This is a genomic window from Roseateles sp. UC29_93 (assembly GCF_042695725.1).
Lineage (GTDB): Bacteria > Pseudomonadota > Gammaproteobacteria > Burkholderiales > Burkholderiaceae_C > Roseateles > Roseateles noduli_A.
In genome coordinates this window covers 1176387-1202625 of record NZ_CP170545.1, presented here as the reverse complement: position 1 = coordinate 1202625, position 26239 = coordinate 1176387, and the positions used below count along the sequence as shown (strand labels likewise).

Sequence of the window (26239 nt, the reverse complement as noted above, 5' to 3'; positions counted from 1 at the left end):
CATGAGCATGGAAGTCGATCATCTCGTTGTCGCCGCGAACACCCTCGAGGAGGGCCGCGCCTGGTGCGAACGCGTCCTCGGTGTGTCCCCTCAGCCCGGTGGGCGCCATGCGCTGATGGGCACGCACAACCTGCTGCTCAACATCAGCGGGCCGCCGACCTATCCGCGCTGCTACCTGGAAATCATCGCCATCGACCCGGAGGCCCCGGATCCGGGCCGGCCGCGCTGGTTCGACCTGGACCAGCCGGCCGTGCGCGAACGCCTGAAGCAGGACGGTCCGTCGCTGCTGCATTGGGTCGCGCGCGTGCAGAGCCTGGACGCCACCTTGGCGACCTGGGCGGGTGAGGGCATCGACGCCGGCGAGGCGGTCGAGGCCGCGCGGGGCGACTTGAGCTGGCGCATCGCCTTGCGCGAAGACGGTCGCCGCCTGCGCAAGGAAGGCCTGCCCGTGCCGATCGAATGGAAGGGCGACGCCCATCCGACCGACAAGCTGCCCGAGAGCGGCGTGCAGCTGCTGAGCTTCGAGGCCCGCGACGGCCTGCGTGCGCAGCTCTCGACGCCCAAGGGCACGGTCGAACTGGAGGCGATCGAGGGCACCTTGTCCGATGCGCCGACGGGCCATGGAGACCTCGAATGACGTGTCGCCGAGGTCCCGCCGGGGCGCTGACAAGCATCCGATGAGCACGCTGGATCTTTTCCGTGAGGACGCGCAACTGCGCGAATGCGAGGCGACGCTGCTGCGCGTCGACGAGCGCGGTCTGCTGCTGGACCGCACGGTGTTCTATCCGCAAGGCGGCGGCCAGGCGGGCGATGCCGGCGTGCTGACCTTGCCGGGCGGGCGGGAACTGCGGATCGTCGACACCCGCAAGGGCGAAGGCGGCGAGATCCTGCACCTGCCCGCGCCGGACCAGGACCTGAGCGGACTCGAAGCCGGCACGGCGGTCACCGCGCGCATCGACTGGGCGCGCCGGCATGCCCACATGCGCTTCCACACGGCGACGCATCTGCTGTGCGCGCTGGTGCCGCATCCGGTCGACGGTTGCTCGATCACGGCGGGCTACGCGCGGCTGGACTTCCACATGACCGAGGCGCTCGACAAGGACGCGCTGACGGCCGGCATCGCCCGGCTCGTCGCCGAGGCACATCCGGTGGGCCACCGTTGGATCGGCGACGAGGAACTCGACGCGAATCCGACGCTCGTGCGCAGCATGAGCGTGCAGCCGCCGCGCGGCACCGGTCGCGTGCGGCTGCTGGAGATCGATGGCGTCGACCTGCAGCCCTGCGGCGGCACGCATGTCGCCAACACGTCGGAGATCGGCGCGGTGGTCGTCACGAAGATCGAGAAGAAGTCGGCCAGGACGCGCCGCGTCGTGCTGGGCTTTGCGCCCGCGGACTCGGTGGCGACCGCGACATCGTCATGAGCGGACTTCGCGTGCTCGGACGCGCGGCGTCCATCAACGTCCGCAAGGTGTTGTGGACCGGTGTCGAACTGGGCCTGGACCTGTCGCGTGAGGACGTCGACGTGAAGGCGGACGCGTTCCGCCGGCTCAATCCCAACGCGATGATGCCGGTGCTGATCGACGATGACGCCGCGGCGCCGGCATCGGCGTCGGAAGCAGCGGACGATCAGCCGTTCTCGATGTGGGAGAGCAACAGCATCTGTCGCTACCTCGCTCGTCGCGAGGGGCGCGTCGACCTGCTGCCCGACGAGCCCCGCCAACGTGCGTTGGTCGAGATGTGGATGGACTGGCAAGGCGGCGAGCTGAACAACAGCTGGCGCTATGCGTTCATGGCGACCGTGCGCAAGAGCGCGCAACATCAGGACGCCGCGCAGATCGAGGCGGGCATCGCGAACTGGAACCGGCACATGGCGATGCTCGACGGACAACTCGCGCGCTCCGGCGGGCCCTTCGTGCTCGGCGGGACGTTCACGCTCGCGGATGTGGTGCTCGGCCTGTCCGCCCATCGTTGGCGGGCCGCGCCGATCGCGCATGCGGACCTCCCCGCTGTCGAGACCTGGTACCAGCGACTGCTGACGCGTCCCGGCTTCGCCACGCACGGCCCGGCCGCCGGTCCTTGATGGACGCCTCTAGACGCGGCACTTGATCGCCGGGACGGCCTCGCTACACTCGCCCGCTGTGGACACCCCTGAGATACGACTGATCTGCCCCGATTCGCCCACGTTGTGGGAAGAAGCGCGCGTGATCATGCGCGAATACGCGCAGAGCCTGGCCGTCGACCTGGACTTCCAGAACTTCGACGAGGAACTGGCCTCGCTGCCCGGCGAGTACGACGCGCCGCAAGGCGCGCTGCTGCTGGCACTCGTCGACGGCCAGATCGCGGGCTGCGGCGGCTTCCGGCCGATGACCGATTCCGATTACGCCAATGCCTGTGAGATGAAGCGCCTGTTCATCCGCCCCGCGTTCCGCCGCTTCGGCCTGGGCCGCACGATGGCGCAGGCGCTGATCGATCGCGCCACCACGGCCGGCTACTCCAGCATGCTGCTCGACACGCTCGATGACATGGAAGCGGCGCGCGATCTGTACGAGAGCCTCGGCTTCGAGGAAATCCCGCCGTACTACTTCAATCCGATCGCCGGCGCGCACTACCTGAAGGTCGATCTGGACTGATCCGACGATGCCGTGGCCCCGACCGGCCTGTTCGCCGGCAGGGGGATCGGTTTCGTCGGGTTACGGGCATAGCATCGGGGCATGAGCTCACAGCCCCACGCCGCTTCGACGACGTCCTCGGACGACTTCTTCCGCCTCGAGCCCGCATCGCTGACGCCGGCGCTGCTCGGCGAGTCGCCGTTCTGGCATCCATTGGAGCAATGCCTCTATTACGTCGACATCCCGGGCAAAGCGTTGTTCCGGCTCGACAACCGCGCGGAGACGCCGACCCGCTGGGCGCTCAACGACGAGCCGGGCTGCGTGGTCCCGCTGACCGACGGCAAGCTGCTGATCCCGCAGCGCAACGGGCTGTGGCGCTTCGATCCGGCGACCGGCGCGTATGAAAGGCTGCTCGACCCGCCCTACGACGCGTCCAAGCGCCGCTTCAACGACGGCAAGGCCGATGCGAAGGGGCGTCTGTGGGTCGGCACGATCGATGACGCGCGCGAGCCGGAGTCGGCGCTCTACTGCCTGCGCGACGGGGCGTTCGAACAGGTCCTGGACGGCATCACCGTGTCCAACGGCCTGGCCTGGAGCCCCGACGGCCGCACGATGTATTGGGCCGACACCAAGGCCCATGAGGTCTACCGGTTGAGCTTCGATGCCGACACCGGCACCGTCGGCGCGCGTGAGACCTTCATCAGCTTCGACAAGCGCGCGCCGGAGCAGCCGCTCGAGACCTACGGCGGCCGGCCGGATGGCGCGGCCGTGGACGTCGAGGGCGCCTACTGGATCGCCATGATGGAAGGGCAGCAGTTGCTGCGGCTGTCGCCGTCGGGCGAGGTGCTCACGCGGGTCGAGCTGCCGGTGCGCTGCGCCACCATGCCGACCTTCGGTGGTGCAGACATGTGCACCCTTTTCGTCACCACCGCACGGGAAGCGCAGCGAGGCCGAGCTCGCCGCTCAGCCCTGGGCCGGCTGCGTGTTGAAGATGCGGGTGCCGGTGGCGGGGTTGCCGGTGCAGTTCGCGCGTTGGGACGACTGAGCGCCCGGGGAGGGGACAGGTGTTGCGTGCGCACAGCGCGCCGCTCTGGTAGGGTGAGTGTTCCGAAAGCCGATGAACAGGGCTCGGGAGAGCCCTAGTCGCGGTTCGCGCAGCCTGTCAAGTCGGCGCGGATGGGCCGGCGCCACGGCCTGTTAAGGGTTCGTAAGGCCAGAACCCCTATAATCCCGTGGTTTTGCAGCTCGCCCCCTGACGCCGTGAATCCCCATCCAGCGCGCGCACCCGTTGCGCCGCCCGCAGAGCCGCACCGGCCCGTTCAGATGAACGACCGTGGCACCGCCAGCCAGGATGCTTGGGACGACGGAACAGAAGGAAATGCGGGTGGCGAACCGGCTTTCAAGCCCCTGACGCGAGAAGAAGCGCAGGACTTGCGGGCCCGGCTCCCGGTGATGTCCGTCTGGTCGTTGTTGACCTGGCAGGCGGCGGCGGGCGCCACCATGGTCGCGCTGTGGGGGCTGCTGTCCCTGCAAGCCGACAAAACCTGGTCGGCGCTGTTCGGTGCCGTCTCGGTCGTCGTGCCGAACGCCTTGATGGCGTGGGGCGTGACGCGGCGCAAGACCGTGGATGCCGGCACTCCGATGCTGTCGTTCGTGGTCTGGGAGCTGGTGAAGATCATTCTGGCGGTCGCCATCCTGGTGGCGGTCGCCGCGGGTTTCCCGTCGTTGAGTTGGGCAGCATTGCTCTCGACCCTCGTCGTGACCCTGAAGGCAAATTGGCTGGCCCTGCTTCGGCGGGGTCGAATCAGAAAATAGAGACGGAAATACAACCATGGCAGCAGAAGGGCACGCGCCGACTTCGGGTGAATACATCACCCACCATTTGCAGCATTGGCAGAAGAATTTCGCCTTCGAAGACGTCAAGCAGACGGGTCTGGTCGACTTCAGCGTCTTCAATTTCGATTCGCTGATCTATTCGACAGTCCTCGGCCTGCTGGCCGTGTTCATCCTCTGGCGTGTCGCACGCAAGGCGCATGCCGGCGTGCCGGGCCGCTTCCAGGCCGCCATCGAGATCCTCGTCGAGATGGTGGACAACCAGGCCAAGTCGGTCATCCACAACGAGAAGAGCCGCAAGGTCATCGGTCCGGTCGCCCTGACCGTGTTCGTGTGGATCTTCTTCATGAACGCGATGGACATGCTGCCGGTCGACTGGTTGCCCACGCTGTTCACCAACTACGTCGCCCATGACGCGCACCACGCCTATCAGCGCGTCGTGCCGACCGCCGACCTGTCGACCACGCTGAGCCTGTCGACCTTCGTCCTGGCGCTGGTGTTCTTCTACAGCGTCAAGATCAAGGGCCTGGGCGGCTGGGGTCACGAATTGATCGCCGCGCCGTTCGGCGACAAGTGGTTCCTTTACCCCGCCAACTTCGCCATGCAGGTCATCGAGTTCGTCGCTAAGACGGTGTCTCATGGCATGCGACTGTTCGGCAACATGTTCGCCGGCGAACTCGTGTTCATGCTGATCGCCCTGATGGGCGGCGGCTGGGCCCTGACCGGAACCGGCATCGGCCTGGCCATCGGCCACGTCCTGGCCGGCACGGTCTGGACGCTGTTCCACATCCTTGTGATCACGCTGCAGGCCTTCATCTTCATGATGCTGACGCTGATCTACCTGGGCCAGGCGCACGACGCGCACTGATCCGGCCGGACAGCTCGATCCCCGCGATTTCTCGATTCCTTTTCCCTTTCCCTTTTATCTAACTCTCTCAGGAGCAAAACATGGAAAACATCCTCGGTCTGGTCGCTCTGGCTTGCGGCATCATCGTTGGTCTGGGCGCGATCGGCGCTTCCATCGGCATCGCGCTGATGGGCGGCAAGTTCCTGGAATCGTCGGCCCGTCAACCCGAGCTGATGAACGAACTGCAAACCAAGATGTTCATCCTGGCCGGTCTGATCGACGCCGCCTTCCTGATCGGCGTCGCCATCGCCCTGCTGTTCGCGTTCGCCAACCCGTTCGCCGCTACGCTGCTGGCCACCGTCGCTCGCTGATTGAGCCCGAACCCTTTCACGACTGAAAGGATCGTGCCGTGAATATCAACGCTAGCCTCTTCATCCAGTGGATCCCGTTTGCGCTTCTCGTGTTCGTCACGATGAAGTTCATCTGGCCGCCGATCGTGAAGGCACTGGACGAGCGCGCGGAGAAGATCCGTGCCGGCCTGACCGCCGCTGACCAGGCGAAGGCCGAACTGGCCAATGCCAACAAGAAGGTCGACGAGCAACTGGCGCAGACCCGCAACGAAACCACCAAGCTGCTGTCCGACGCTGAAAAGCGTGGCGCCGCGATCGTGGACGAAGCGAAGAAGCGTGCGGAAGACGAAGGCGCCAAGATCATCGCCGCTGCCAAGGCCGAAGCCGAGCAGCAGTCGGTGCGCGCCCGCGAGGCCCTGCGCGAGCAGGTCGCCGCGCTGGCCGTCAAGGGCGCCGAGCAGATCCTGCAGCGCGAGGTCAATGCCGGCGTGCACGCCGAATTGCTGAACCGTCTCAAGACGGAGCTGTAATCATGGCTGAACTCGCAACCATTGCCCGTCCCTACGCCGAAGCGCTGTTCCAGGTCGCGTCCTCCCAGGACCTCAAGACCTGGAGCGAGCAGCTCGCCGCGCTGGCGCTCGTCGCCGGCGACAGCCAACTGCGCCAGTTCGCCGAAGACCCCAAGGTGAGCACCGAACAGGTGTTCCAGGTGGTGTCCGCGGCGAGCGGCCAGTCGCTGGTGCCCGGCGTTCAGAACTTCCTGCGCGAGGTGATCGCCAACGGCCGCCTGTCGGCGCTGCCGGCGATGGTCCAGCAGTTCCACGAACTGGCCAATGCCGCTTCCGGCGTGTCCGATGCGCACATCTACAGCGCGTTCCCGATCGAGCCGGCCCAACTGGCCGACGTGGTCGTGTCGCTGGAGAAGCGCTTCGGTCGCAAGCTGCAAGCGCAGGTTGAGCTGGAGCCTGGCCTGATCGGCGGTATCCGTGTGGTGGTCGGCGACGAGGTGCTGGACACCTCGGTGAAGGCCCGTCTGGAACGCATGAAAGTGGCGCTGACTGCCTGAAGCCTCGGCTTCAGGCTTCGGCCCGACTGCCTGAGATCCCCCCGATTCACCCTGGTGTCCCGCTTCGGCGGGATGCCGCTGGGAGCAAGCAATGCAACTGAATCCTGCTGAAATTTCCGAACTGATCAAGAGCCGCATCGAAGGCCTTGGCGCGTCCACCGACGTGCGCAACCAGGGCACCGTCGTGTCCGTGTCCGACGGCATCGTGCGCGTGCACGGCCTGTCCGACGTGATGCAAGGCGAAATGCTGGAGTTCCCGGTCGCCCCGGACGGCACGCAGACCTTCGGTCTGGCGCTGAACCTGGAGCGCGACTCCGTCGGCGCCGTGATCCTGGGCGCGTACGAGCACATTTCCGAAGGCGACACCGTCAAGTGCACGGGCCGCATCCTGGAAGTGCCGGTCGGCCCCGAGCTGATCGGCCGCGTCGTGAACGCGCTGGGTCAGCCGATCGACGGCAAGGGCCCGATCAACGCCAAGATGACCGACGTCATCGAGAAGGTCGCCCCGGGCGTGATCGCCCGCAAGTCCGTCGACCAGCCGGTGCAGACCGGTCTGAAGTCGATCGACTCGATGGTGCCCGTCGGCCGTGGCCAGCGCGAGCTGATCATCGGCGACCGCCAGACCGGCAAGACCGCCGTGGCGATCGACGCGATCATCAACCAGAAGGGTCAGAACATGACCTGCGTGTACGTCGCGATCGGCCAGAAAGCCTCGTCGATCAAGAACGTCGTGCGCGCCCTGGAAGCCGCTGGCGCGATGGACTACACCATCGTCGTCGCCGCGTCCGCGTCGGAATCCGCCGCGATGCAGTACGTGTCGGCCTACTCGGGCTGCACGATGGGCGAGTACTTCCGCGATCGCGGCCAGGACGCGCTGATCGTGTACGACGACCTGTCCAAGCAGGCCGTCGCCTACCGCCAGGTCTCGCTGCTGCTGCGCCGTCCCCCGGGCCGCGAAGCCTTCCCCGGCGACGTGTTCTATCTCCACAGCCGTCTGCTGGAGCGCGCCGCCCGCGTCAACGCCGAGTACGTCGAAGCCTTCACCAAGGGTGAAGTCAAGGGCAAGACCGGCTCGCTGACCGCGCTGCCGATCATCGAGACGCAAGCCGGCGACGTGTCCGCCTTCGTTCCGACGAACGTGATCTCGATCACCGACGGCCAGATCTTCCTGGAAACCAACCTGTTCAACGCCGGCATCCGTCCCGCGATCAACGCCGGTATCTCGGTGTCGCGCGTCGGTGGCGCTGCGCAGACCAAGCTGATCAAGTCGCTGTCCGGCGGTATCCGTACCGACCTGGCCCAGTACCGTGAGCTGGCCGCGTTCGCGCAGTTCGCCTCGGACCTGGACGCCGCGACCCGCAAGCAGCTGGACCGCGGTGCCCGCGTGACGGAACTGCTGAAGCAGGCCCAGTACAGCCCGCTGTCCATCAGCCTGATGGGCGCGTCGCTGTACGCCGCGAACAAGGGCTTCATGGACGACATCGACGTCAAGAAGGTCCTGCCGTTCGAGCACGGTCTGCACCAGTTCCTGAAGTCCTCGCACGCCGCCCTGCTGACGAAGCTGGAAAGCGACAAGGCCATGGACAAGGATGCCGAAGCCGAACTGAACGCCGCGATCACGTCGTTCAAGAAGTCCTTCGCCTAAGCAACCCATGACCGGGTCTCGTTGAAGTCAGGCAAGACCCGGCCCTCACAGGAGAAATCATGGCAGCAGGCAAGGAAATTCGCGGCAAGATCAAGTCGGTCGAGAACACCAAGAAGATCACCAAGGCCATGGAGATGGTCGCCGCTTCGAAGATGCGCAAGGCGCAGGATCGGATGCGCGCGGCCCGTCCGTACGCGGAGAAGGTCGGCAACATCGCCGCCAATCTGTCGAAGGCCAATCCGGAGTACCGTCACCCGTTCATGGTGGCGAACCCGGACGCCAAGTCGGTGGGCTTCGTGGTGGTCACGACGGACAAGGGTCTGTGCGGCGGTCTGAACACCAACCTGCTTCGCGCGGCGACCGGCAAGCTCAAGGAAGTTGAGTCCGCGGGTCAGAAGTCCGAAGTGGTGGCGATCGGCAACAAGGGTCTGGGTTTCATGAACCGGATCGGCGCCAAGGTCGTCGCGCATGCGACGCAGCTCGGCGACAGCCCCCAGCTCGAGAAGCTGGTCGGCCCGGTCAAGACGCTGCTGGACGCGTATGCGGACGGCAAGCTGTCGGCGGTCTACCTCTGCTACACGCGCTTCGTCAACACGATGAAGCAGGAGCCGGTGGTGCAGCAGCTGCTGCCGCTGACGGCCGAGTCGCTGGAGACGGATGCCGCGGGTCACGCATGGGACTACCTGTACGAACCCGACGCCCCGACCGTGATCAACGAGCTGCTGGTGCGCTACACCGAAGCCCTGGTCTATCAGGCCGTGGCCGAGAACATGGCGTCGGAGCAATCCGCGCGGATGGTGGCCATGAAGGCCGCGACCGACAACGCCGGAACGCTGATCGGTGAGCTGAAGCTGGTCTACAACAAGACCCGCCAGGCCGCGATCACGAAGGAACTGTCGGAAATCGTCAGCGGCGCGGCCGCCATCAGCGGTTGATCTCGCGATCGATCGCAGGCAACAGATTTGAATTGAAGGAACGAAGAAATGGCTAACACTCAATCGGTGGGCAAGATCGTTCAGTGCATCGGCGCCGTGGTGGACGTGGAATTCCCGCGTGACCAGATGCCGAAGGTGTTTGACGCCCTGAAGATGGAAGGCTCGACCCTGACGCTGGAAGTTCAGCAGCAGCTGGGCGACGGCGTGGTGCGCACCATTGCGCTGGGCTCGTCCGACGGCCTGCGCCGCGGCAGCGAGGTCTACAACACCGGCGACATGATCCAGGTCCCGGTCGGCCAGCCCACGCTGGGCCGCATCATGGACGTGCTGGGCAACCCGATCGACGAGCGCGGCGAAGTCTCGCGCGCGCAGACCGCGTCCATCCACCGCAAGGCCCCGGCCTACGACGAGCTGAGCCCGTCGCAGGAGCTGCTGGAAACCGGCATCAAGGTCATCGACCTGATCTGTCCGTTCGCCAAGGGCGGCAAGGTCGGCCTGTTCGGCGGCGCCGGCGTCGGCAAGACCGTCAACATGATGGAGCTGATCAACAACATCGCCAAGGCTCACTCGGGTCTGTCGGTGTTCGCGGGTGTCGGCGAGCGTACCCGTGAGGGCAACGACTTCTATCACGAGATGTCCGACGCGGGCGTCGTGAACCAGGAGGACCTGAGCAAGTCGAAGGTCGCGATGGTCTACGGCCAGATGAACGAGCCCCCGGGCAACCGTCTGCGCGTGGCGCTGACCGGCCTGACCATGGCCGAGTCGTTCCGCGACGAAGGCCGTGACGTGCTGTTCTTCGTGGACAACATCTACCGCTACACGCTGGCCGGTACCGAAGTGTCCGCGCTGCTGGGTCGCATGCCGTCCGCGGTGGGCTACCAGCCGACGCTGGCCGAGGAAATGGGCCGCCTGCAGGAGCGGATCACGTCGACCAAGGTCGGCTCGATCACCTCGATCCAGGCCGTGTACGTCCCTGCGGACGACCTGACCGACCCGTCGCCCGCCACGACCTTCGCCCACTTGGACGCCACCGTCGTGCTGTCGCGTGACATCGCGTCGCTGGGCATCTACCCGGCCGTGGACCCGCTGGACTCGACCTCGCGTCAGATCGACCCGAACGTCATCGGCGAAGAGCACTACAACGTGACGCGTTCGGTGCAGTCGGTGCTGCAGCGCTACAAGGAACTGCGCGACATCATCGCGATCCTGGGCATGGACGAGCTGTCGCCGGAAGACAAGCAGGCCGTGGCCCGCGCTCGCAAGATCCAGCGCTTCCTGTCGCAGCCGTTCCACGTCGCGGAAGTGTTCACCGGCGCGCCCGGCAAGTACGTCCCGCTGAAGGAAACCATCCGTGGTTTCAAGATGATCGTGAACGGCGAATGCGACCACCTGCCGGAACAAGCGTTCTACATGGTCGGCACGATCGACGAGGCTTTCGAGAAGGCCAAGAAGATCCAGTAAAGCCCGTTCGACGGCGCGGTCCTGACGGACCCGCCGTCGATGAGCTGAACGGACTTCCCACCTTTCGATCAAGGAAACGCAATGGCAACCCTCCACGTGAACGTGGTCTCGGCGGAAGAGCAGATCTTCTCGGGCGAGGCGAAATTCGTGGCGCTGCCGGGCGAAGGCGGCGAGCTGGGCATCCTGCCCAAGCACACCCCGCTGATCACCCGCATCAAGCCGGGCGCCGTGCGCATCCAGCGTCCCAACGGCGATGAAGAGTTCGTCTTCGTCGCCGGCGGCCTGCTGGAAGTGCAACCCGACGTCGTGACCGTGCTGGCCGACACCGCGATCCGCGGCAAGGACCTCGATGAGGCCCGCGCCGAGGCCGCGAAGAAGGCCGCCGAAGACGCGATGAAGAACGCCAAGAGCGACATCGACTTCGCCAAGGCGCAAAGCGAATTCGCGGCGATGGCCGCGCAGATCGCGGCGCTGCGGAAGTTCCGCGCCAAGCGCTGAACCCCTTCCGGCCCCAGCCGAGCAGCCCGCCTCGCGACATCGAGGCGGGCTTTCTTCATCATGAATCACCGCTTCCGCGTCGTTCGTTGGGCCGCCTGGGCTCCGGGTCTCGATTCCCGGGAAGCCTGGCGCGCCTGGCTCGCTTCGCCCACGCCGATCGCCGCGGAGGGCCAACCGCCGCTGGCCGAAGTGCCGGCGATGATGCGCCGTCGCATCGACCCGCTGGGCCGCGCCGCGCTGCAGGCCGCGTGGTGGGCGCAAGGCACGCCGGAAGAGGGCGCCGGCGCGATGCCGGTGATCTTCGCGTCACGCTGGGGCGAGATCGCCCGCTCGCTGACGCTGCTGCAGCAACTGGCCGGCGGTGAGCCGCTGTCGCCGACGCACTTCAGCCTTTCGGTGCACAACGCGTCCGGCGCGTTGTATTCGATGGCGCGGCAGGACCGCCAGAACTACCTCGCCGTCGCCGGCGGCGAACACAGCGCGGAAGCCGCCTTCTGCGAGGCGCTTGGCCTGCTGGCAGAAGGCGCGTCGCAGGTGCTGGTCGCGCATGTCGATGCGCCTTTGCCCGATGCCTACGCGGCGCTCGGACAGATCGACCCCTCGACGGCGGATCCGGCGCTCGTCGCGTGGGCCTGCGTGCTCGCGCGGCCGGAGGCCGGTTCGCCATCCTTCGAGCTGGAGCCGGTGGCGGCCGACGCACTCGCGCCGGAGGCACCGTCCTCACCATGGTTGAGCGGCAGCCTCCCGGTGCTGGCGCTGCTCGCCGCGGCAGACGAAGCCGGCGCGGCGCGGGAAGGCGTCTCGCTGGACCGTCTCATCGCCGGGCAGCCCGGCGGCTGGCGCTGGACGCGCCGTCCGGCCGACACGCCCTGAGCCGATGCCATGGGCCCGTTGCTCGACCTCCTCGACCGCACCGTCGGCCGCGCCTGGCGCGTGCTCGCAACCGCGATCGCCTTCGCGAGCTTCGGCGTCGGCGGACTGATCCTCTGGCTGGTCTGGTTCCCGGCGCTGGACCTGTTGGTCCGCAACCGCGAACGTCGCGTCGCGCTGGCCCGCGGGGCAGTGCATCGAACATTCCGGCTGTTCATCGGCTGGATGCGGGTGCTGGGACTGATCGGCTTCGAGATCCGTCATCGCGAACGTCTGCATCGCGGCGGTCTGCTGATCCTGGCGAACCACCCGACCTTGATCGACGTCGTGTTCCTGATCGCCCTCGTGCGAAACGCAGACTGCGTGGTGAAGTCCACGCTGGCGAGCAATCCCTTCACCAGGGGCCCCGTGCGGTCAACAGCCTACATCTGCAACAATTCTGGGGCCGACTTGCTGCAATCCTGTATGGACAGCCTCGCAGCGTCTGGCAACCTGATCATCTTCCCGGAAGGTACGCGCACGCGGCCCGGCGAGCCGCTGCGCATGCAGCGCGGCGCCGCCCAGATCGCGACGCGCGCCGTCCAGGACATCACACCGGTGACCATCCGATGCACCCCGCTGGGCCTGACCAAGGGCCAGCCGTGGTGGCAGGTGGCATCGCGGCGACTGCACTTCGACATCTGCGTGGGTGAAGACATTGCGGTGGCGCCGTTCCTGACGGCCAGCGGCGGCGAACCCGCCCTGGCGGCAAGGCGGTTGACGGACCATCTGATCCATTATTTTTCGAATGAACGAGGGAGCCATGCAGGCGCTGGAACGTGACATCAAACTGCTATTGATCGAGGCCTTGAATCTCGAGGACCTGACGCCCGAGCAGATCGACGCGGAAGACGCGCTCTTCGTGACCGGCCTGGGGCTGGACTCGATCGACGCGCTGGAGCTGGGGCTGGCCCTGCAGAAGAAATATGGCGTGAGCATGGCTGCGGACTCGGAAGAGACGCGCCGGCATTTCGCCAGCATCCGCGCGCTGGCCCGCTTCGTGGCGGAGCACGGCAAGGTCGCGGCCTGATTCAAGCCGGCAGGGAGGATCCACGACATGACGAATGAAGACATCTTCGCGCGCCTGCGCGACATCCTGATCGAGACCTTCGACATCGAAGCCGATCGCATCACCCCCGAGGCCCGCCTCTACGAGGACCTCGACATCGACTCGATCGACGCGGTCGACCTGATCGTGAAGCTCAAGCCGATGGTCGGCAAGAAGCTGCAGCCCGAGGCCTTCAAGGCCGTGCGCACCTTGCAGGACGTCGTCGACGCGCTGCAAGGCCTGATCAAGACGCCGGAGACGGCCAGCGCCTGAGTCTCCATGGCCCGCGCCGTGTTGTGGTTGCTGACGGCGGCCTATCCCCTGCTCGTGTATCTCGGTCTGGCGCATGCCCAGCCGCGCGACCTCGCGCTGCTGCTGGCGGCGCTGGCCGCGTTGCGCGCGCTCGCCCGTCGCGGCAGCGCCGAGGCCCGTCTCTGGTGGTGGAGCGCCGCCGGCGCCGCGCTGCTCGCCGGCGCGGCCGCGCTGATGAACCAGAGCCTGCCGCTCAAGCTCTATCCGGTGCTGGTGAATGCCGGGCTGCTGGGGCTGTTCGGCGTGAGCCTGTGGCACGGTCCGCCGATCGTCGAACGCCTGGCGCGCTTGACGGAGCCCGATCTCGATGAACGCGGCCAACGCTACACGCGCCGTGTCACCCAGGTCTGGTGCGGGTTCTTCGTGATGAACGGCGGCATCGCCCTGGCGACGGCGCTCTGGGCCGACGACAAGGTCTGGGCGCTGTACAACGGGCTGGTGTCCTACGTGCTGATCGGACTGCTGATGGGCGGCGAGTACCTGATGCGCCTGTGGGTGCGTCGGCGCGACGCGGTCCAGACCTGATCCTTCCTCCTCCATGAGCTTGCTGAAGACCCTGTGCGCGCTGATGAGCGCGCCTCCGCGCCCCGGTCGACCGGTGGCCCGCCGTGCGGGCGGGCTGGTGGACGAGGCCGGCTTCCACGCGCGGACGCGCCGTTGGGCGGCCGCTTTTCGCGGCGCTGGATCGAGGCCATGCAGACGCAGCGGTGGGGGGCTTGTCGAGTGGCACCTCGGGTGCGCCGCACGTGTCGCTGCACTTCGAGGACACCGTTGAATTCTCCGCCGCGCTGTTCGGCCTCTGGGCCGTGGGCGGCACGGCGTGGCTGCCGGGTGATCTCCAGCCCGCGACGCTGCAGGCGCTGCGCGGGCGCGTGAGCGCGCTGGCGAGCGATGCACCGACGACGGCGATGTCGGCGCCGGCCGCAGGCGCCATGAATGTCGCAGACGCCGCGCTGCCGCGCATCGAGGCCGCCGCGACGCCCGACGACCGGACCTTCGAGCCGCTCGACGCCGAGGCCGAACGGCTCGTCATCTTCACTTCCGGCAGCACCGGCCAGCCAGGCGCGATCCCGAAGCGGCTGCGCGAGCTCTTCGCCGAGGTCGACGCGCTGGAGGAGGCCTTCGGCGCCCGCCTCGATGGCGCCGAGATCCTGGGCCTCGTGTCCCACCAGCACATCTACGGCCTGCTGTACCGGGTGCTGTGGCCGCTGGCCGCGGGCCGCGTGCTGCATGCCGAGCGCCTGCCCTACATCGAGACCCTGCTCGCCGCTCTGCACGCGGGCCCGCGCTTCGCCGTCGTCGCCAGCCCGGCGCACCTGAAGCGTCTGCCGCCCGCCGACAGCGCGCCTCCAGTCGAGGCCGCCCATCTGGCGCTGATCTTCTCGTCCGGCGGTCCGCTGCCCGACGAGGCCGTGCCCGATTGCCGCCGCCTCTTCGGCCAGGCGCCGCTGGAGGTCTACGGCAGCAGCGAGACCGGCGGCGTGGCCTGGCGCCAGCGCGACGTCGGCGCACCGACGACCTGGACCGCGCTGCCCGGCATCGAGTGGCAGGCTGACGAATCCGGCACGCTGCGCATCCGATCGCATCACCTGCCCGATCCGGCTGAATGGTTCGAGAGCGCCGATCGCGTGCGCCTCACCGCCGACGGCTTCGAGTTGCTGGGCCGCGCCGATCGCATCGTGAAGATCGAAGGCAAGCGCGTGTCGCTGCAGACGATCGAGACGGTGCTGCGCGACAGCGGCTGGATCGAGGATCTGCGCGTCTTCGTGCTGGAGCCCGGCGCGCGCGAGCAGCTCGCCGTCGCCGTGCAGCTCAACGACGCCGGCTGGGCCGAGCACGACGCGCACGGCAAGGCCGCATTCGCGCAGAAGCTCAGGGACCGGCTCGCGCCGCACCTGGAGCGCATCGCGCTGCCGCGGCGTTGGCGCTTCCTCTCGCAGTTGCCGGTGAACGCGCAGGGCAAGGTCACGGTGGCTGCGCTGACGCGGCTCTTCGACCCGCGACGGCCGGGGGGTGCGGTTGCTGGCGCGGTCGGCCCACGAAGTCACGTTGCGCCTCAGCGTCGATGCGACCTTGCCGCAATTCGACGGTCACTTCCCCGGCCATCCCGTCCTTCCGGGTGTCGCGCAGCTCGACTGGGTGATGCTCTTGGCGCGCGAGTGGCTGCCCTTGCCGCCGGCGGGTCAGGCCGCGGGGCAGGCGGACTTCGCCGGCATCGACAACCTCAAGTTCCAGCAGGTCATCGCGCCCGGGATGACGGTGGAGCTCACGCTCGCGTTCACCGCGCCGCTGCTGAGCTTCAGCTATCGCTCGGCCGCCGGCGCTCACGCCGCCGGAAAGATCCGCCTGCAGGGAGCGACCGCATGAGCCTCACGGCCGTCGTGCCCGTCTACAACCACGGCGGTCCGGTGGGCGGCGTCGTGCAGGCCCTGCGCGCCCAGGGGCTGCCGGTGCTGCTGGTCGACGACGGCAGCGAGCCCGGCTGTGCCGCCGTGCTGGATGCCTTGTCCGCCGCCGATGCCGAGGTCCGCCTGCTGCGCCTCGCGGTGAACCAGGGCAAGGGCGGCGCGATGATCGCCGGGCTGACGCAAGCACAACGACTGGGCTTCACCCACGCGCTGCAGATCGACGCCGACGGCCAGCACGACGTCGGCGATCTGCCGCGTTTCCTGGCCGAATCCGAGGCCTTCCCCGATCACTTCATCTGCGGCTGCCCCGTCTACGACGCGTCGGTGCCCAAGGGGCGGCTCTACGGCCGCTACGCGACGCACGTCTGGGTGTGGATCAACACGCTGTCCTTCGCGGTGAAGGACTCGATGTGCGGCTTCCGCGTCTATCCGCTGGCACCGACGGTGGCGCGGCTGACGCGCACGCGCATCGGCCGACGCATGGACTTCGATGTCGAGATCGCCGTGCGCCTGGTCTGGGACGGCGTGCGCGTGCGCAACGTGCCGACCCGCGTGCGTTATCCCGAGGACGGCGTCTCGCACTTCCGCGCGCTGCGGGACAACCTGCTGATCTCGTGGATGCACACGCGGCTGTTCTTCGGCATGCTGCCGCGCCTGCCGCTGCTGCTGTGGCGCAAGGTGGCCCCGTGAGCGATCCGCACCCCGCCTCCGGGTCGGGTCCCGCCGACGCACCGCGCCATTGGGCCCAGTTCGGCGAGACGACCTTCGTCGCCGGCATCTGGCTGCTCTACGCGGTGCATCGCGTGGCGGGACGATGGCTGTTCCGCGCGGCGATGTTCCCCGTGGTGTTCGTGCACTGGCTGAGCCGGCCCACGCTGCGCCGTGACAGCCTCGACTATCTGCGCCGCGTGCATGCCGTCGCCGGCCGCCCGGCGCCGACCTGGCGCGACAGCCTCGCGCATGTCGCGCTGTTCGCCGACACGATGCTCGACAAGCTGCTGGCGATGGCCGGCCGCTATCCGGCGGAGCGCGTCAGCGTCGACGGCAAGGACGAGGTCCTTGCGCAGCTGCGTACCGGGCAGGGCCTGGTGCTCGCGACGGCCCATATCGGCTGCCTGGAGCTGTGCCGCGCGCTTGCCGGCCGGATGCCGGGCCTGCGTCTCAACGTGCTGGTGCACACGCGCCACGCGCAGAGCTTCAACCGCATCCTCGACCGGCTGCAGGGCGCCGACGCCATCGCGGAAGGCGCCAGCGTGCGCCTGATCGAGGTGACCGGCATCGATCCCGCGCTGGCGATGCAGCTGGCCGAGCGCATCTCGGCCGGCGAGTGCGTCGTCATCGCCGGCGACCGCGTGCCGGTCAACAGCGGCCGCACGCTGACGCTGCCCTTCCTGGGCGAGCCGGCGCGCTTCCCCATCGGGCCGTACCTGATCGCCGGGCTGCTCAAGTGCCCGCTCTTCTTCATGGGCTGCGTGCACGAGGGCCGCGGCTATGCGCTGCGCTTCGAGCGCCTGGCCGATCGCATCGCCCTGCCGCGCGGCGATCGCGAGCGCGCGATGACCGATCCGGCGCTCGCCTACGTCGCGGCGCTGACGCGTTGCCTGCGGCGCTCGCCGCATGACTGGTTCAATTTCTTCCCGTTCTGGAATCAACCCGATGTCGAGTCCTGAGACCCTGCTGCCCACCGTGATCTTCGACGGCGGCCCGCTGCGCATCGAGGACGTCGCCGCGATCGCGGAGCGCCGCGCCGAGGCGCGCCTGTCCACCGATGCCGCCTTCCAGGCGCGCATCCGCGCGGGCGCCGACTTCGTCGCCCGCCTGCTGGCCGAGGACGGCGTCATCTACGGCGTCACGACCGGCTACGGCGATTCCTGCACCGTCGTGATCCCGCCGCACCTGGTCACGGAACTCCCGCACCACCTGTACACGTACCACGGCTGCGGCGCCGGCGCCTACCTCACGGCCGAGCAGACGCGCGCCGTCCTGGCCGCGCGGCTGAACTCGCTGGCGCAGGGCATGTCGGGCGTGAGCCTGGAGCTGCTGCAAGGCCTGGAGCAGCTGCTGCGCCACGACGTGCTGCCGCTGATCCCGTCGGAAGGGTCGGTCGGCGCGAGCGGCGACCTGACGCCGCTGTCCTACGTCGCCGCCGTGCTGTGCGGCGAGCGCGAGGTGATGTGGCGCGGCGAGCGCATGGCTGCCGCCGACGCGCTGAAGGCCATCGGTCTGACCCCGCACAAACTGCGCCCGAAGGAGGGCCTCGCGATCATGAACGGCACGGCCGTCATGACGGGCCTGGCCTGCCTCGCGTGGACGCGCGCCGACTACCTGAACCGCATGGCCACGCGCCTGACGGCGATGAACGTCGTCGCCAGCGCCGGCAACGCGCACCACTTCGACGAGACGCTGTTCGCCGCCAAGCCGCATCCGGGCCAGCAGAAGATCGCCGCGCGGTTGCGCGCCGATCTGGCCGTCGACGCGCCGAGCCGCAACTCGCATCGCCTGCAGGACCGCTACTCGCTGCGCTGCGCGCCGCACGTCATCGGTGTCCTCGAGGACGCGCTGCCCTTCCTGCGCCAGCTGATCGAGAACGAGCTCAACAGCGCCAACGACAACCCGCTGATCGACGCCGAGAACGAGCGCGTGCTGCACGGCGGCCATTTCTACGGCGGTCACATCGCATTGGCGATGGACACCTTGAAGAACGCCGTGGCCAACGTCGCCGATCTGCTGGACCGGCAGCTCGCGCTGCTGGTGGACACGCGCTACAACCACGGTCTGCCGTCCAACCTGTCAGGTGCGTCCGGTGAGCGCGCCGCGATCAACCACGGCCTGAAGGCGCTGCAGATCAGCGTGTCGGCCTGGACCGCCGAGGCCCTCAAGCAGACGATGCCGGCCTCGGTCTTCAGCCGCTCGACCGAGTGCCACAACCAGGACAAGGTCAGCATGGGCACGATCGCCGCGCGCGACTGCCTGCGCGTGCTGGAGCTGTCCGAGCAGGTCGTCGCCGCCATGCTGATCGCCGCCCGCCAGGGCCTCGCGCTGCGCGCGCTCCTGCAGCCGGAACCGCTGGCGCTGGGCACCGGCGCCGCCGCGATGTTGGAGGAGCTTTCGGCCCGCATCCCCCTCATCGAGGAAGACCGCGCGCTCGATCGCGAACTGCTCGCGCTGGTGCACGCGCTGCGCGAGCGGCAGTGGAGGCTCCATGACGATTGACGCCGACGGCAGCGGTTTCGACCGTGCCGACAACAGCCCGCCGGACCTCAGCCACGAGATCGAGCTCTCGCCGGCGTTCCATGACATCGATCTCATGGAGGTCGTCTGGCACGGCCACTACGTCAAGTATCTGGAGCTCGCGCGGTGCGCGCTGCTGCAGAAGTTCGACTACGACTATCCCCAGATGCGGGCGTCCGGCTACGCGTGGCCGATCGTGGACATCCGGCTGAAGTACGTCGGCATGGTCGAGTACGGCCAGGCGGTGCGCATCCGCGCCGAGATCGTCGAGTGGGAGAACCGCCTGAAGATCGAGTACCAGGTGCGCGACGCCGCGACGGGCCGCGTGCTCAACAAGGCCTACACGATCCAGGTCGCGCTGGAGATCGCGTCGCGGCAGATGCAGTACGTCTGCCCGCGGATCCTGTGGGACAAGCTGGGCGTGCGCCCGGCGTGACGGCGATGACCACGATGCACAAGATGGGCACGACGAGCGTCGATCCGATCCGTCGCCGACTGCTCGCTGTCGGCGCGCTGTCGGCCTTCGTGTTGCCGACTTCGGCGCTGGCTGCGACCGATGAAGCCGCGCTGATGAAGGGCGTGCAGTCGCGTCTGCGTCAGCCCGATTGGCTGCGCGGCGATTTCGAGCAATCGAAGCAGGTGCCCGGATTCAAGAAGCCGGTGGTCTCGCGCGGCGACTTCGTCGTGGCGCGCGGCCCGCGGCGTGCTGTGGCACACGCGCACGCCGTTCGAGAGCGAGCTGCGCCTGACGCGCGACGAGATCCGCGCCAGCCAGGGCGGCGCGACGGCGATGCGGATGGACGCCCAGCGAGAGCCCGCACTGCGGCTGGTCAACGAGATGATGTTCGCGCTGCTCGGCGGCGATGTGGGCGCGCTCTCCAAGCTCTTCGCGATGGAGGGCGAGTTGACCGGCACCGCCGCTTGGAAGCTGGACCTGCGTCCGCGCCAGGCGGCGTGGTTGCAGGTCCTGCAGCGTCTGGCGCTCAGCGGCGACACGCACGTGCGCGCGGTCGAGCTGGTCGAGGCCGGCGGCGACATCACGCGCATCGTCTTCTCCAATCTGCGCGAATCCGCCCCCGAGGGCGGTGCGCGGCTCTTCGACTGATCGCCGCATGACCGCCCTCGCGTCGCGTCCTCCGCGCGGTCACCGCCTGCTTGCCTGGCTGTGGCTGGCGGTGGTGCTCGTCATCGCGGCGCACCAGGCGTGGCTGTGGACGCGACCGGCCGGCGTGCTGGACAGCGACGTGCTCGCGATGCTGCCGCGCGACGAGCGCCGCCCCGCCGTCGCCACGGCCACGCGCGCGCTGGCCGATGCGGGCGAGCGACGCGTCGTCGTGCTGATCGGCACGAAGGATCCGGCGCAGGCACGCCGTGCGGGCGACGCGTTCGCCGAGGCGCTGGGCAAGGAGGTCGCGCTGCGCTGGCGCGTCGACGAGGGCGAGCAGGGCGCCTGGCTCAATTTCTACGCACCGTGGCGCGCCGCGCTGCTGACCGAGACGGACCGCCGCGCGCTGCAGACGCAGTCGACCGAAGCGCTCGCCCAGCAGGCGCTGCGCGCGTTGCACCAGCCGGTGGGGCTGCCGCGCATCGGCTCCTGGGCCGAGGACCCGCTGAATCTGCGCGGCCGCTGGCTCGCCGAGCGCGCCGGCATCAGCCGCGTGCGTGTCCAGGACGGGCGACTCACGGTGACCGACGGCGACACGATCTACGCGGTGCTGATGGCCGAATCGACGGCGCCGGCCTTCGCGGTGTCGGCGCAGCGCGCGCTGGTCGCGCGACTTGAAGCCGCAGCGGACGCCGCACGCACCACGGTGCCGGACGCGCGCGCGTGCTGATGGGCGGCGTGCCGCTGTTCGCGGCGTCCGCCGCGGCGCAGGCCGAGCGCGAGATCCACACCATCGGCGTCGGCTCGCTGATCGGCATCGTGCTGCTGACGTGGTGCGCGTTCCGCTCGCTGCGGCCGCGCGTGCTGGTGACGCTGTCGATGGCCGTGGGCCTGGCGGCGGCGGTCTCGGTGACGCACGCGCTCTTCGGCGGACTGCACCTGATCACGCTGGTGTTCGGCGCGACGCTGCTGGGCGTCGCGGAGAACTACGGCAGCAACTACTTCTGCGCCCGCATGGGCCTGCCGCGCGCGGCGCGCTGGGACATGCTGCGGCGGCAGTGGCCGATCGTGAGCCTGGCGATGCTGACGACGGTGATCGCCTACGCGCTGATCGGCATCGCACCGTTCCCCGGACTGCGCCAGATCGCGGTGTTCTCGTCGGCCGGTCTGCTCGGCGCGTTCGTGACCGTGATGCTCTGGTTCCCGTGGCTGGACGGCGAGGCCGCGCCGCCGACGCGTTTCGGACTGTGGCTCGGCGGCCTGCGCGCCCGCGTGCCCCATGCCCCGCTGCGCCGCTGGGCGTCGACGCTGATCATCTTCACGTCGATGTTCATCCTGATCGGGCTGTATCAGCTCACGCGCAACGACGACATCCGCCAGCTGCAGAGCGCGCCCGCGGCGCTGATCGACCAGCAGCGCGAGGTCGGCCGTGTGATGGGCCTGCCCGGCGTCGCGCGCTTCGTGCTCGTCGAGGGCGAGAGCGAAGAGCAACTGCTGACCCGCGACGAGGCCGTGGTGCGGGCCCTCGGTGCGCTGGGCGTCGAGTCGCAGGCGGTGTCGCAATGGCTGCCGTCACGGCAGGCGCAACGCGACGACGCCGCGCTGATCGCGCGCCGTGCGGCCGAGATCAACGGCGCGCTGTCGACGATGCTCGACGAGACGCTGCCCGCGCCCGCCGCCGTCGCATCGCCGCTGCTGCCGGCACCGTGGCTCGCGTCGCCGGTGTCGGAACCGCTGCGTCATCAATGGCTGGGCCGCGGCGCGGATGGTGCTTGGCGCAGCGCCGTGCTGCTGCGAGGCGGCGATGCGCCGCTGGACGCCGCGCGACTGTCCGCGGCGATCGGCCAGATCCCCGGCGCGGTCTGGGTCGACAAGGTCGGCGAGATCTCCGCGCTGCTCGGCCGCTACGCGTCGCTGTTCGGCGTGATGGTGGTGGCCGGGCATCTGCTGGTGTGGCTCGCGCTGATGCCGCGCTTCGGCCGCCGGGCGTGGCGGGCGCTGGTGCCGACCTCGCTCGCCACGCTGCTCACGCTCGCCGTCTTCGGCATGGCGGGCGTCCCCGTCACGCTGTTCCACCTGCTGCCGCTGCTCATCCTGCTCGGCCTGGGCGTCGACTACGGCATCTTCCTGCTCGAACAACCGGGCCGCCGCGAGATCCAGCCCTTCCTGTCCGTGAGCCTGGCCGCGCTCTCCACGCTGCTGGCCTTCGGCCTGCTGGCGCTGTCCACCACGCCGGCGCTGCGCGCCTTCGGCCTGACGATGCTGGTCGGCGTCACGCTCGCCTGGTGGCTCACGCCGCTCTTCATGCCCGCGGACACCGACACCGGCACCGACGCCGACGCTGTCACGCGCCCTGACCAGACCAACGATCCGAGAGGCGCCACCGCGCCCACACCACCTTCATCACAAGGGACTCCATGACCACGACCGCGACCCAGGACACCGCAGCGCACGGTGCCACCGAGGCCATCGACAAGCGCTTCTCCCCGCCCAAGCAGAGCGCCTTCGCCGCGCGCTACGAGGCCCAGAAGATCGCCTTCGGTCCGGTCGTCTTCCAATGCGTGCGTTACGCGTGGAAGCGCGGCATGCTGGAAACGCTGGCCGGCGCCGGTGACGCTGGACTCAGCATGGAACAGCTGGTGGCCGACGGTCGATGGACCGCCTACGCGCTCAAGCTCGCGCTGGAGTCCTGCCTGTCGGCCGGCGTCGTCGAACTGAAGCAGGGCCGCTGGACGCTGGACAAGACCGGCTACTGCCTGATCAGCGACCGCATCACGCAGATCAACATCAACTTCGTCCAGGACGTCTGCTACCAGGGGCTGTTCGACCTGGAGCGCTCGCTCGACGAGGAGCGCCCGCTGGGCCTGGCCCACCTGGGCCCCTGGCCGACGATCTACGAAGGCCTGTCGCAGTTGCAGGAGCCGGCGCGCACGAGCTGGTTCGAGTTCGACCACTTCTACTCCGACACCTCGTTCCCGGACATCCTGCCCGACGTCTTCGCCACCGCGCCCAGGCGCGTGATGGACATCGGCGCCAACACCGGCAAGTTCAGCCGCGCGGCGCTGGCCTACAACGCCGATTTCGAGCTGAACCTGGTGGACCTGCCGCAGCAACTCGAACTGGCCCGCGCCACGCTGACCGAGGCCGGCACCGTCGGCCGCGCGAAGTTCCACGGCCGCGACATGCTCGACGACAACGCCGCGTTGCCCGAAGGCATGGACATCATCTGGATGAGCCAGTTCCTGAGCTGCTTCGGCGAGCCGCAGATCGCCAGCATCTTCCGCCGCGTGGCCGACGCGCTGGCGCCCGGCGGCCAGGTGCTGATCCTGGACACGCTGTGGGACCGTCAGCGCTACGACATCGCCGCGTACTGTCTGATCAACACCTCGCCGTACTTCACCGCGATGGCCAGCGGCAACTCCAAGGTCTACCAGAGCGGCGACTACCTGCGCCTGGCCGCGCAGGCCGGCCTGAAGCTCGTCACGATGCGCGACAACATCGGCTACTGCCACAGCCTGATGCGGCTGACGAAGGCGTGATGCGTCCGATGAGCCTCAGGGGGCTGCAGGCGTCGCTCCTCGTCCCGTTCGCCGCGCTCGCGGTGGCGATGACGGGGTGCGCGTCCTCGCGGCTGCCTGCTGCCGCGTCGACGGGAGCGGCGGCGCCGACGTCGGCGTCGGCCTCGGCGCCTGCCAGCGAAGAGACGCCGCTGCCGATGCTGCGGCTGGCCCCTGCGCTGCTCGAGCGCGACGCGAGCCTGAGCCAGCGGCTCACGGTCACGCCGCTGGACGGCAGCGGGCGCGAGCCGCAGGTCGTCGACGTGCAGCTGGAGATCGACCGCGAGGGCCTGCGCCTGGCCGCCTTCGCGATCGGCCAGCGCGTGCTGCTGATGCAGTGGGATGGCCGCGAGCTGAAGACGCAGCGCCATCCGCGCCTGCCCGCCGAGGTCGACGAGCAGCGCATGCTGCGCGACATGACGCTGGTCTACTGGCCCATGGCCGCGCTGCGCGGCGCGCTGCCGTCGGGCTGGACGCTGCGCGAGACGCCGGGCCGCCGCGAGCTGATCGCGGGCGCGGACGTCGCACACCCGGTCGTCGATGTCGCCGTCTCCGGGGACCTCGGGGGGGACAGCCGGATCGTCATCACCAACCAGCGGGAGCACTATCGGCTCCTGATCGAATCCCGACCCCTGGAGTCCGGCCGATGAGCGTGGCCGCCTATCTGCATGAACTGGGCGTCGTCTGCGCATTGGGCAGCGGCGTGGACGCGCTGCGCGCGGGCGTCTTCGCGGACGCGCCGGGCGGCGTCGCGCCGAACGAGGCGATCTGGCCCGGGCGCACGCTGCACCTCGGCGCGGTGAACGCCGCGCTGCCGCCCGTCGCTGCGCGGCCGCTCGCCGAGCGCAGCCGCAACAACGCGCTGCTGCTGGAGGCGCTCGCGCAGATCCGGCCGGCCGTGGACGCCGCGATCGCGCGCTTCGGTGCCGGTCGCATCGGCGTGGTGCTGGGGGACCAGTACATCCGGCGTCGGCGAGGCCGAGGCGGCCTGGAACGCCGCGGCGCAGGCCGGTGGCGATGGGTCTCGACTCCCCGAGTCCTTCCACGTCGGTCAGCAGGAGATCGGCGCGCCTGCGCTGATGCTCGCGCGCGAGCTCGGCGCCGCGGGTCCGCGGCACGTGATCTCGACCGCCTGCTCGTCCAGTGCCAAGGCGCTCGCGAGCGCCGCGCGGCTGTTGCGCGCCGGCCTCTGCGACGCGGTCGTCTGCGGTGGCGCGGACTCGCTGTGCCGCTTCACCGTCGCCGGCTTCGCGGCCTTGGACTCGGTCGCCGAGGCACGCTGCAACCCGATGAGCGAAGGCCGCGAGGGCATCAACATCGGCGAGGCCGCCGCCCTGTTCCTGATGACGCGCGAGCCCGGCCCGGTGCGACTCGCCGGCTGGGGCGAGACCTCGGACGCGCATCACATCTCGGCGCCCGAACCGGGCGGCACCGGTGCGCTGGCGGCCATGCGCGCCGCGCTGACGCAGGCCGGACTGGCGCCGTCCGACATCGATTACCTCAACCTCCACGGCACGGCCACGCCGCAGAACGATGCGATGGAGAGCCGCGCGGTCGAGGCGCTGTTCGGGCTCGATTTGCCGTGCAGCTCGACCAAGCCGCTGACCGGCCACACGCTCGGCGCCGCCGGCGCGCTGGAGGCCGCGATCGCCTGGATACACCTGCGCGACAACCCGGACGGCCGCCTCGCGCCACACTGGTGGGATGGCCGCCGCGATCCGGCGCTGCCCGCGATCCGGCTCGCCGTGCCGGGCGAGCGCCTGGGCCGTCCGCCGCGTCACGTGCTGAGCAACTCCTTCGCCTTCGGCGGCAGCAATGCCGCGCTGATCCTGAGCCGACACGATGTCTGAGCCGATGAACCCGTCGAACCCGTCGAACCCGTCGAATCCGTCTGACGCCGCCTTCGACCTCGTGTTCCCGATGCCGGCCGCCGAGCTGGTGCCGCACGCCGGTCGCATGAGCCTGCTGACGCGCGTGCTGGCCTGCGAGGGCGACCGTCTGGTGGCCGAGGCGGTGCTCGACGGCGACCAGCTCTTTCACGACAGCCAGGGCGAGGGCACCGGCATCGGCGGCTGGATCGGCATCGAGCTGATGGCGCAGGCCGTGGCCGCGTGGGCCGGTGTGCAGGGCCGCGCCCAGGGCGAGGCGCCGCGCATCGGTTTGCTGCTCGGTTGCCGCAAGTACCGCAGCACGCGCGCCCGCTTCGAGGCCGGCGAGACGCTGCGCATCGAGATCGCGCGCGAGTTCCAGGCCGACAACGGACTGGGCCAGTTCGCCTGCGTGGTGCACCTCGCCGGCGATGCGCCGCATTCGCCGGAGGCGCCGCCGCTGGCCCAGGCCCAGCTCACCGTGTTCGGGCCGCCTGATCCGGCGGCTTTCCTGGCCGGCATGGCGCCATGAAAATGGCGTGACGAGGTCCGAAGAG

The 26239-nt window shown here is 69.0% G+C and carries 30 protein-coding genes and 2 pseudogenes; all 32 read left to right on the top strand.

Annotated elements, in window-relative coordinates:
* Window position 1: 1 nt before the first annotated feature.
* The 32 genes and pseudogenes from ACFJIX_RS05620 (at window position 2) to ACFJIX_RS05465 (ending at window position 26214) form a co-directional block, all read left to right on the top strand.
* Complete coding sequence (locus ACFJIX_RS05620) at window positions 2-637, top strand: VOC family protein (RefSeq protein WP_377158347.1); 636 nt, start codon at window positions 2-4, stop codon at window positions 635-637.
* A gap of 40 nt (window positions 638-677) precedes the next feature.
* Entirely contained in the window at window positions 678-1421 is a 744-nt protein-coding gene (locus ACFJIX_RS05615) for an alanyl-tRNA editing protein (RefSeq protein ID WP_377158346.1), read from the top strand.
* Window positions 1418-2080 (top strand): glutathione S-transferase C-terminal domain-containing protein, encoded by a 663-nt coding sequence (locus tag ACFJIX_RS05610; RefSeq protein WP_377158344.1) that lies wholly within the window; start codon window positions 1418-1420, stop codon window positions 2078-2080. The genes ACFJIX_RS05615 and ACFJIX_RS05610 overlap by 4 nt, the downstream gene beginning before the upstream one ends.
* 58 nt (window positions 2081-2138) lie before the next feature.
* The gene (locus tag ACFJIX_RS05605) at window positions 2139-2630 is read left to right on the top strand and encodes a GNAT family N-acetyltransferase (RefSeq protein ID WP_377158342.1); all 492 of its coding nucleotides are present in this window, start codon (window positions 2139-2141) and stop codon (window positions 2628-2630) included.
* An 81-nt stretch (window positions 2631-2711) separates the two neighbouring features.
* The gene (locus ACFJIX_RS05600; protein ID WP_377158340.1) at window positions 2712-3752 is read left to right on the top strand and encodes an SMP-30/gluconolactonase/LRE family protein; all 1041 of its coding nucleotides are present in this window, start codon (window positions 2712-2714) and stop codon (window positions 3750-3752) included.
* A 180-nt stretch (window positions 3753-3932) separates the two neighbouring features.
* Window positions 3933-4424 (top strand): ATP synthase subunit I, encoded by a 492-nt coding sequence (locus ACFJIX_RS05595; protein WP_377158338.1) that lies wholly within the window; start codon window positions 3933-3935, stop codon window positions 4422-4424.
* Between the two features lie 16 nt (window positions 4425-4440).
* A complete protein-coding gene (gene atpB, locus ACFJIX_RS05590) occupies window positions 4441-5310 on the top strand; it encodes a F0F1 ATP synthase subunit A (RefSeq protein ID WP_377158336.1) in 870 nt (289 codons plus the stop codon).
* 80 nt (window positions 5311-5390) lie between these two features.
* Window positions 5391-5660, top strand: a complete 270-nt coding sequence (gene atpE / locus ACFJIX_RS05585; RefSeq protein ID WP_067066400.1) for a F0F1 ATP synthase subunit C — start codon at window positions 5391-5393, stop codon at window positions 5658-5660.
* A 38-nt stretch (window positions 5661-5698) separates the two neighbouring features.
* Window positions 5699-6169, top strand: a complete 471-nt coding sequence (locus ACFJIX_RS05580) for a F0F1 ATP synthase subunit B (protein ID WP_377158334.1) — start codon at window positions 5699-5701, stop codon at window positions 6167-6169.
* A gap of 2 nt (window positions 6170-6171) precedes the next feature.
* Window positions 6172-6705 carry a F0F1 ATP synthase subunit delta gene (locus tag ACFJIX_RS05575; RefSeq protein WP_377158332.1) on the top strand — a complete coding sequence of 178 codons (534 nt, stop codon included), beginning with the start codon at window positions 6172-6174 and terminating at the stop codon, window positions 6703-6705.
* Between the two features lie 91 nt (window positions 6706-6796).
* A complete protein-coding gene (gene atpA, locus ACFJIX_RS05570) occupies window positions 6797-8350 on the top strand; it encodes a F0F1 ATP synthase subunit alpha (RefSeq protein ID WP_377158330.1) in 1554 nt (517 codons plus the stop codon).
* A gap of 59 nt (window positions 8351-8409) precedes the next feature.
* The gene (atpG, locus tag ACFJIX_RS05565) at window positions 8410-9285 is read left to right on the top strand and encodes a F0F1 ATP synthase subunit gamma (RefSeq protein ID WP_297530792.1); all 876 of its coding nucleotides are present in this window, start codon (window positions 8410-8412) and stop codon (window positions 9283-9285) included.
* Between the two features lie 48 nt (window positions 9286-9333).
* Window positions 9334-10746 carry a F0F1 ATP synthase subunit beta gene (gene atpD / locus ACFJIX_RS05560; protein WP_377158329.1) on the top strand — a complete coding sequence of 471 codons (1413 nt, stop codon included), beginning with the start codon at window positions 9334-9336 and terminating at the stop codon, window positions 10744-10746.
* 81 nt (window positions 10747-10827) lie between these two features.
* On the top strand, window positions 10828-11244 hold the full coding sequence (locus ACFJIX_RS05555) for a F0F1 ATP synthase subunit epsilon (RefSeq protein WP_088405913.1): 417 nt from the start codon (window positions 10828-10830) through the stop codon (window positions 11242-11244).
* Window positions 11245-11304: 60 nt separating this feature from the next.
* Complete coding sequence (locus ACFJIX_RS05550) at window positions 11305-12117, top strand: beta-ketoacyl synthase chain length factor (protein WP_377158328.1); 813 nt, start codon at window positions 11305-11307, stop codon at window positions 12115-12117.
* Window positions 12118-12126: 9 nt separating this feature from the next.
* Window positions 12127-12936, top strand: a complete 810-nt coding sequence (locus ACFJIX_RS05545) for a lysophospholipid acyltransferase family protein (protein ID WP_377158326.1) — start codon at window positions 12127-12129, stop codon at window positions 12934-12936.
* Window positions 12917-13183: a phosphopantetheine-binding protein gene (locus tag ACFJIX_RS05540; RefSeq protein WP_067279176.1), complete on the top strand. Its 267-nt coding sequence runs from the start codon at window positions 12917-12919 to the stop codon at window positions 13181-13183. Before ACFJIX_RS05545 ends, ACFJIX_RS05540 begins: the two co-directional genes overlap by 20 nt.
* A 27-nt stretch (window positions 13184-13210) precedes the next feature.
* Complete coding sequence (locus ACFJIX_RS05535; RefSeq protein WP_377158324.1) at window positions 13211-13474, top strand: acyl carrier protein; 264 nt, start codon at window positions 13211-13213, stop codon at window positions 13472-13474.
* Window positions 13475-13480: 6 nt separating this feature from the next.
* Window positions 13481-14038 carry a hypothetical protein gene (locus ACFJIX_RS05530; protein WP_377158322.1) on the top strand — a complete coding sequence of 186 codons (558 nt, stop codon included), beginning with the start codon at window positions 13481-13483 and terminating at the stop codon, window positions 14036-14038.
* A gap of 83 nt (window positions 14039-14121) precedes the next feature.
* Window positions 14122-15021: pseudogene (locus ACFJIX_RS05525) on the top strand (AMP-binding protein); the annotation flags it as partial.
* Window positions 15022-15526: 505 nt separating this feature from the next.
* Window positions 15527-15880 carry a 3-hydroxyacyl-ACP dehydratase FabZ family protein gene (locus tag ACFJIX_RS05520; protein ID WP_377161632.1) on the top strand — a complete coding sequence of 118 codons (354 nt, stop codon included), beginning with the start codon at window positions 15527-15529 and terminating at the stop codon, window positions 15878-15880.
* On the top strand, window positions 15877-16611 hold the full coding sequence (locus ACFJIX_RS05515) for a glycosyltransferase family 2 protein (protein WP_377161630.1): 735 nt from the start codon (window positions 15877-15879) through the stop codon (window positions 16609-16611). The genes ACFJIX_RS05520 and ACFJIX_RS05515 overlap by 4 nt, the downstream gene beginning before the upstream one ends.
* Window positions 16608-17591 carry an acyltransferase gene (locus ACFJIX_RS05510; RefSeq protein ID WP_377158321.1) on the top strand — a complete coding sequence of 328 codons (984 nt, stop codon included), beginning with the start codon at window positions 16608-16610 and terminating at the stop codon, window positions 17589-17591. Before ACFJIX_RS05515 ends, ACFJIX_RS05510 begins: the two co-directional genes overlap by 4 nt.
* Window positions 17578-19134, top strand: a complete 1557-nt coding sequence (gene hutH / locus ACFJIX_RS05505; RefSeq protein ID WP_377158319.1) for a histidine ammonia-lyase — start codon at window positions 17578-17580, stop codon at window positions 19132-19134. The genes ACFJIX_RS05510 and hutH overlap by 14 nt, the downstream gene beginning before the upstream one ends.
* On the top strand, window positions 19124-19588 hold the full coding sequence (locus ACFJIX_RS05500) for an acyl-CoA thioesterase (RefSeq protein ID WP_377158318.1): 465 nt from the start codon (window positions 19124-19126) through the stop codon (window positions 19586-19588). Before hutH ends, ACFJIX_RS05500 begins: the two co-directional genes overlap by 11 nt.
* Window positions 19589-19855: 267 nt before the next feature.
* A complete protein-coding gene (locus ACFJIX_RS05495) occupies window positions 19856-20257 on the top strand; it encodes an outer membrane lipoprotein carrier protein LolA (protein WP_377158317.1) in 402 nt (133 codons plus the stop codon).
* Window positions 20258-20264: 7 nt separating this feature from the next.
* Window positions 20265-20987, top strand: a complete 723-nt coding sequence (locus tag ACFJIX_RS05490) for a hypothetical protein (RefSeq protein WP_377158315.1) — start codon at window positions 20265-20267, stop codon at window positions 20985-20987.
* Window positions 20981-22678 (top strand): MMPL family transporter, encoded by a 1698-nt coding sequence (locus tag ACFJIX_RS05485; protein ID WP_377158313.1) that lies wholly within the window; start codon window positions 20981-20983, stop codon window positions 22676-22678. The genes ACFJIX_RS05490 and ACFJIX_RS05485 overlap by 7 nt, the downstream gene beginning before the upstream one ends.
* Window positions 22675-23796: a class I SAM-dependent methyltransferase gene (locus ACFJIX_RS05480; protein ID WP_377158311.1), complete on the top strand. Its 1122-nt coding sequence runs from the start codon at window positions 22675-22677 to the stop codon at window positions 23794-23796. The genes ACFJIX_RS05485 and ACFJIX_RS05480 overlap by 4 nt, the downstream gene beginning before the upstream one ends.
* A gap of 8 nt (window positions 23797-23804) precedes the next feature.
* Window positions 23805-24464, top strand: a complete 660-nt coding sequence (locus ACFJIX_RS05475; RefSeq protein ID WP_377158309.1) for a DUF3261 domain-containing protein — start codon at window positions 23805-23807, stop codon at window positions 24462-24464.
* A 2-nt stretch (window positions 24465-24466) separates the two neighbouring features.
* A pseudogene (locus ACFJIX_RS05470) lies at window positions 24467-25664 on the top strand (beta-ketoacyl-ACP synthase).
* Entirely contained in the window at window positions 25657-26214 is a 558-nt protein-coding gene (locus ACFJIX_RS05465; protein WP_377158307.1) for a 3-hydroxylacyl-ACP dehydratase, read from the top strand. The pseudogene ACFJIX_RS05470 and the gene ACFJIX_RS05465 overlap by 8 nt, the downstream one beginning before the upstream one ends.
* The last annotated feature ends 25 nt before the right edge of the window (window positions 26215-26239 follow it).

What these genes read in the sequence shown, in the direction of transcription:
- ACFJIX_RS05550 (WP_377158328.1), top strand. Translation starts at nt 11,305, where the DNA reads ATGAATCACCGCTTCCGCGTCGTTCGTTGGGCCGCCTGGGCTCCGGGT.
- ACFJIX_RS05540 (WP_067279176.1), top strand. Translation starts at nt 12,917, where the DNA reads ATGCAGGCGCTGGAACGTGACATCAAACTGCTATTGATCGAGGCCTTG.
- ACFJIX_RS05480 (WP_377158311.1), top strand. Translation starts at nt 22,675, where the DNA reads ATGACCACGACCGCGACCCAGGACACCGCAGCGCACGGTGCCACCGAG.
- ACFJIX_RS05555 (WP_088405913.1), top strand. Translation starts at nt 10,828, where the DNA reads ATGGCAACCCTCCACGTGAACGTGGTCTCGGCGGAAGAGCAGATCTTC.
- atpD (WP_377158329.1), top strand. Translation starts at nt 9,334, where the DNA reads ATGGCTAACACTCAATCGGTGGGCAAGATCGTTCAGTGCATCGGCGCC.
- hutH (WP_377158319.1), top strand. Translation starts at nt 17,578, where the DNA reads ATGTCGAGTCCTGAGACCCTGCTGCCCACCGTGATCTTCGACGGCGGC.
- ACFJIX_RS05620 (WP_377158347.1), top strand. Translation starts at nt 2, where the DNA reads ATGAGCATGGAAGTCGATCATCTCGTTGTCGCCGCGAACACCCTCGAG.
- ACFJIX_RS05600 (WP_377158340.1), top strand. Translation starts at nt 2,712, where the DNA reads ATGAGCTCACAGCCCCACGCCGCTTCGACGACGTCCTCGGACGACTTC.
- ACFJIX_RS05545 (WP_377158326.1), top strand. Translation starts at nt 12,127, where the DNA reads ATGGGCCCGTTGCTCGACCTCCTCGACCGCACCGTCGGCCGCGCCTGG.
- ACFJIX_RS05465 (WP_377158307.1), top strand. Translation starts at nt 25,657, where the DNA reads ATGTCTGAGCCGATGAACCCGTCGAACCCGTCGAACCCGTCGAATCCG.
- atpG (WP_297530792.1), top strand. Translation starts at nt 8,410, where the DNA reads ATGGCAGCAGGCAAGGAAATTCGCGGCAAGATCAAGTCGGTCGAGAAC.
- ACFJIX_RS05490 (WP_377158315.1), top strand. Translation starts at nt 20,265, where the DNA reads ATGACCGCCCTCGCGTCGCGTCCTCCGCGCGGTCACCGCCTGCTTGCC.
- ACFJIX_RS05515 (WP_377161630.1), top strand. Translation starts at nt 15,877, where the DNA reads ATGAGCCTCACGGCCGTCGTGCCCGTCTACAACCACGGCGGTCCGGTG.
- ACFJIX_RS05595 (WP_377158338.1), top strand. Translation starts at nt 3,933, where the DNA reads ATGAACGACCGTGGCACCGCCAGCCAGGATGCTTGGGACGACGGAACA.
- ACFJIX_RS05475 (WP_377158309.1), top strand. Translation starts at nt 23,805, where the DNA reads ATGAGCCTCAGGGGGCTGCAGGCGTCGCTCCTCGTCCCGTTCGCCGCG.
- ACFJIX_RS05615 (WP_377158346.1), top strand. Translation starts at nt 678, where the DNA reads ATGAGCACGCTGGATCTTTTCCGTGAGGACGCGCAACTGCGCGAATGC.
- ACFJIX_RS05535 (WP_377158324.1), top strand. Translation starts at nt 13,211, where the DNA reads ATGACGAATGAAGACATCTTCGCGCGCCTGCGCGACATCCTGATCGAG.
- atpA (WP_377158330.1), top strand. Translation starts at nt 6,797, where the DNA reads ATGCAACTGAATCCTGCTGAAATTTCCGAACTGATCAAGAGCCGCATC.
- ACFJIX_RS05575 (WP_377158332.1), top strand. Translation starts at nt 6,172, where the DNA reads ATGGCTGAACTCGCAACCATTGCCCGTCCCTACGCCGAAGCGCTGTTC.
- ACFJIX_RS05610 (WP_377158344.1), top strand. Translation starts at nt 1,418, where the DNA reads ATGAGCGGACTTCGCGTGCTCGGACGCGCGGCGTCCATCAACGTCCGC.
- ACFJIX_RS05500 (WP_377158318.1), top strand. Translation starts at nt 19,124, where the DNA reads ATGACGATTGACGCCGACGGCAGCGGTTTCGACCGTGCCGACAACAGC.
- atpE (WP_067066400.1), top strand. Translation starts at nt 5,391, where the DNA reads ATGGAAAACATCCTCGGTCTGGTCGCTCTGGCTTGCGGCATCATCGTT.
- ACFJIX_RS05530 (WP_377158322.1), top strand. Translation starts at nt 13,481, where the DNA reads ATGGCCCGCGCCGTGTTGTGGTTGCTGACGGCGGCCTATCCCCTGCTC.
- atpB (WP_377158336.1), top strand. Translation starts at nt 4,441, where the DNA reads ATGGCAGCAGAAGGGCACGCGCCGACTTCGGGTGAATACATCACCCAC.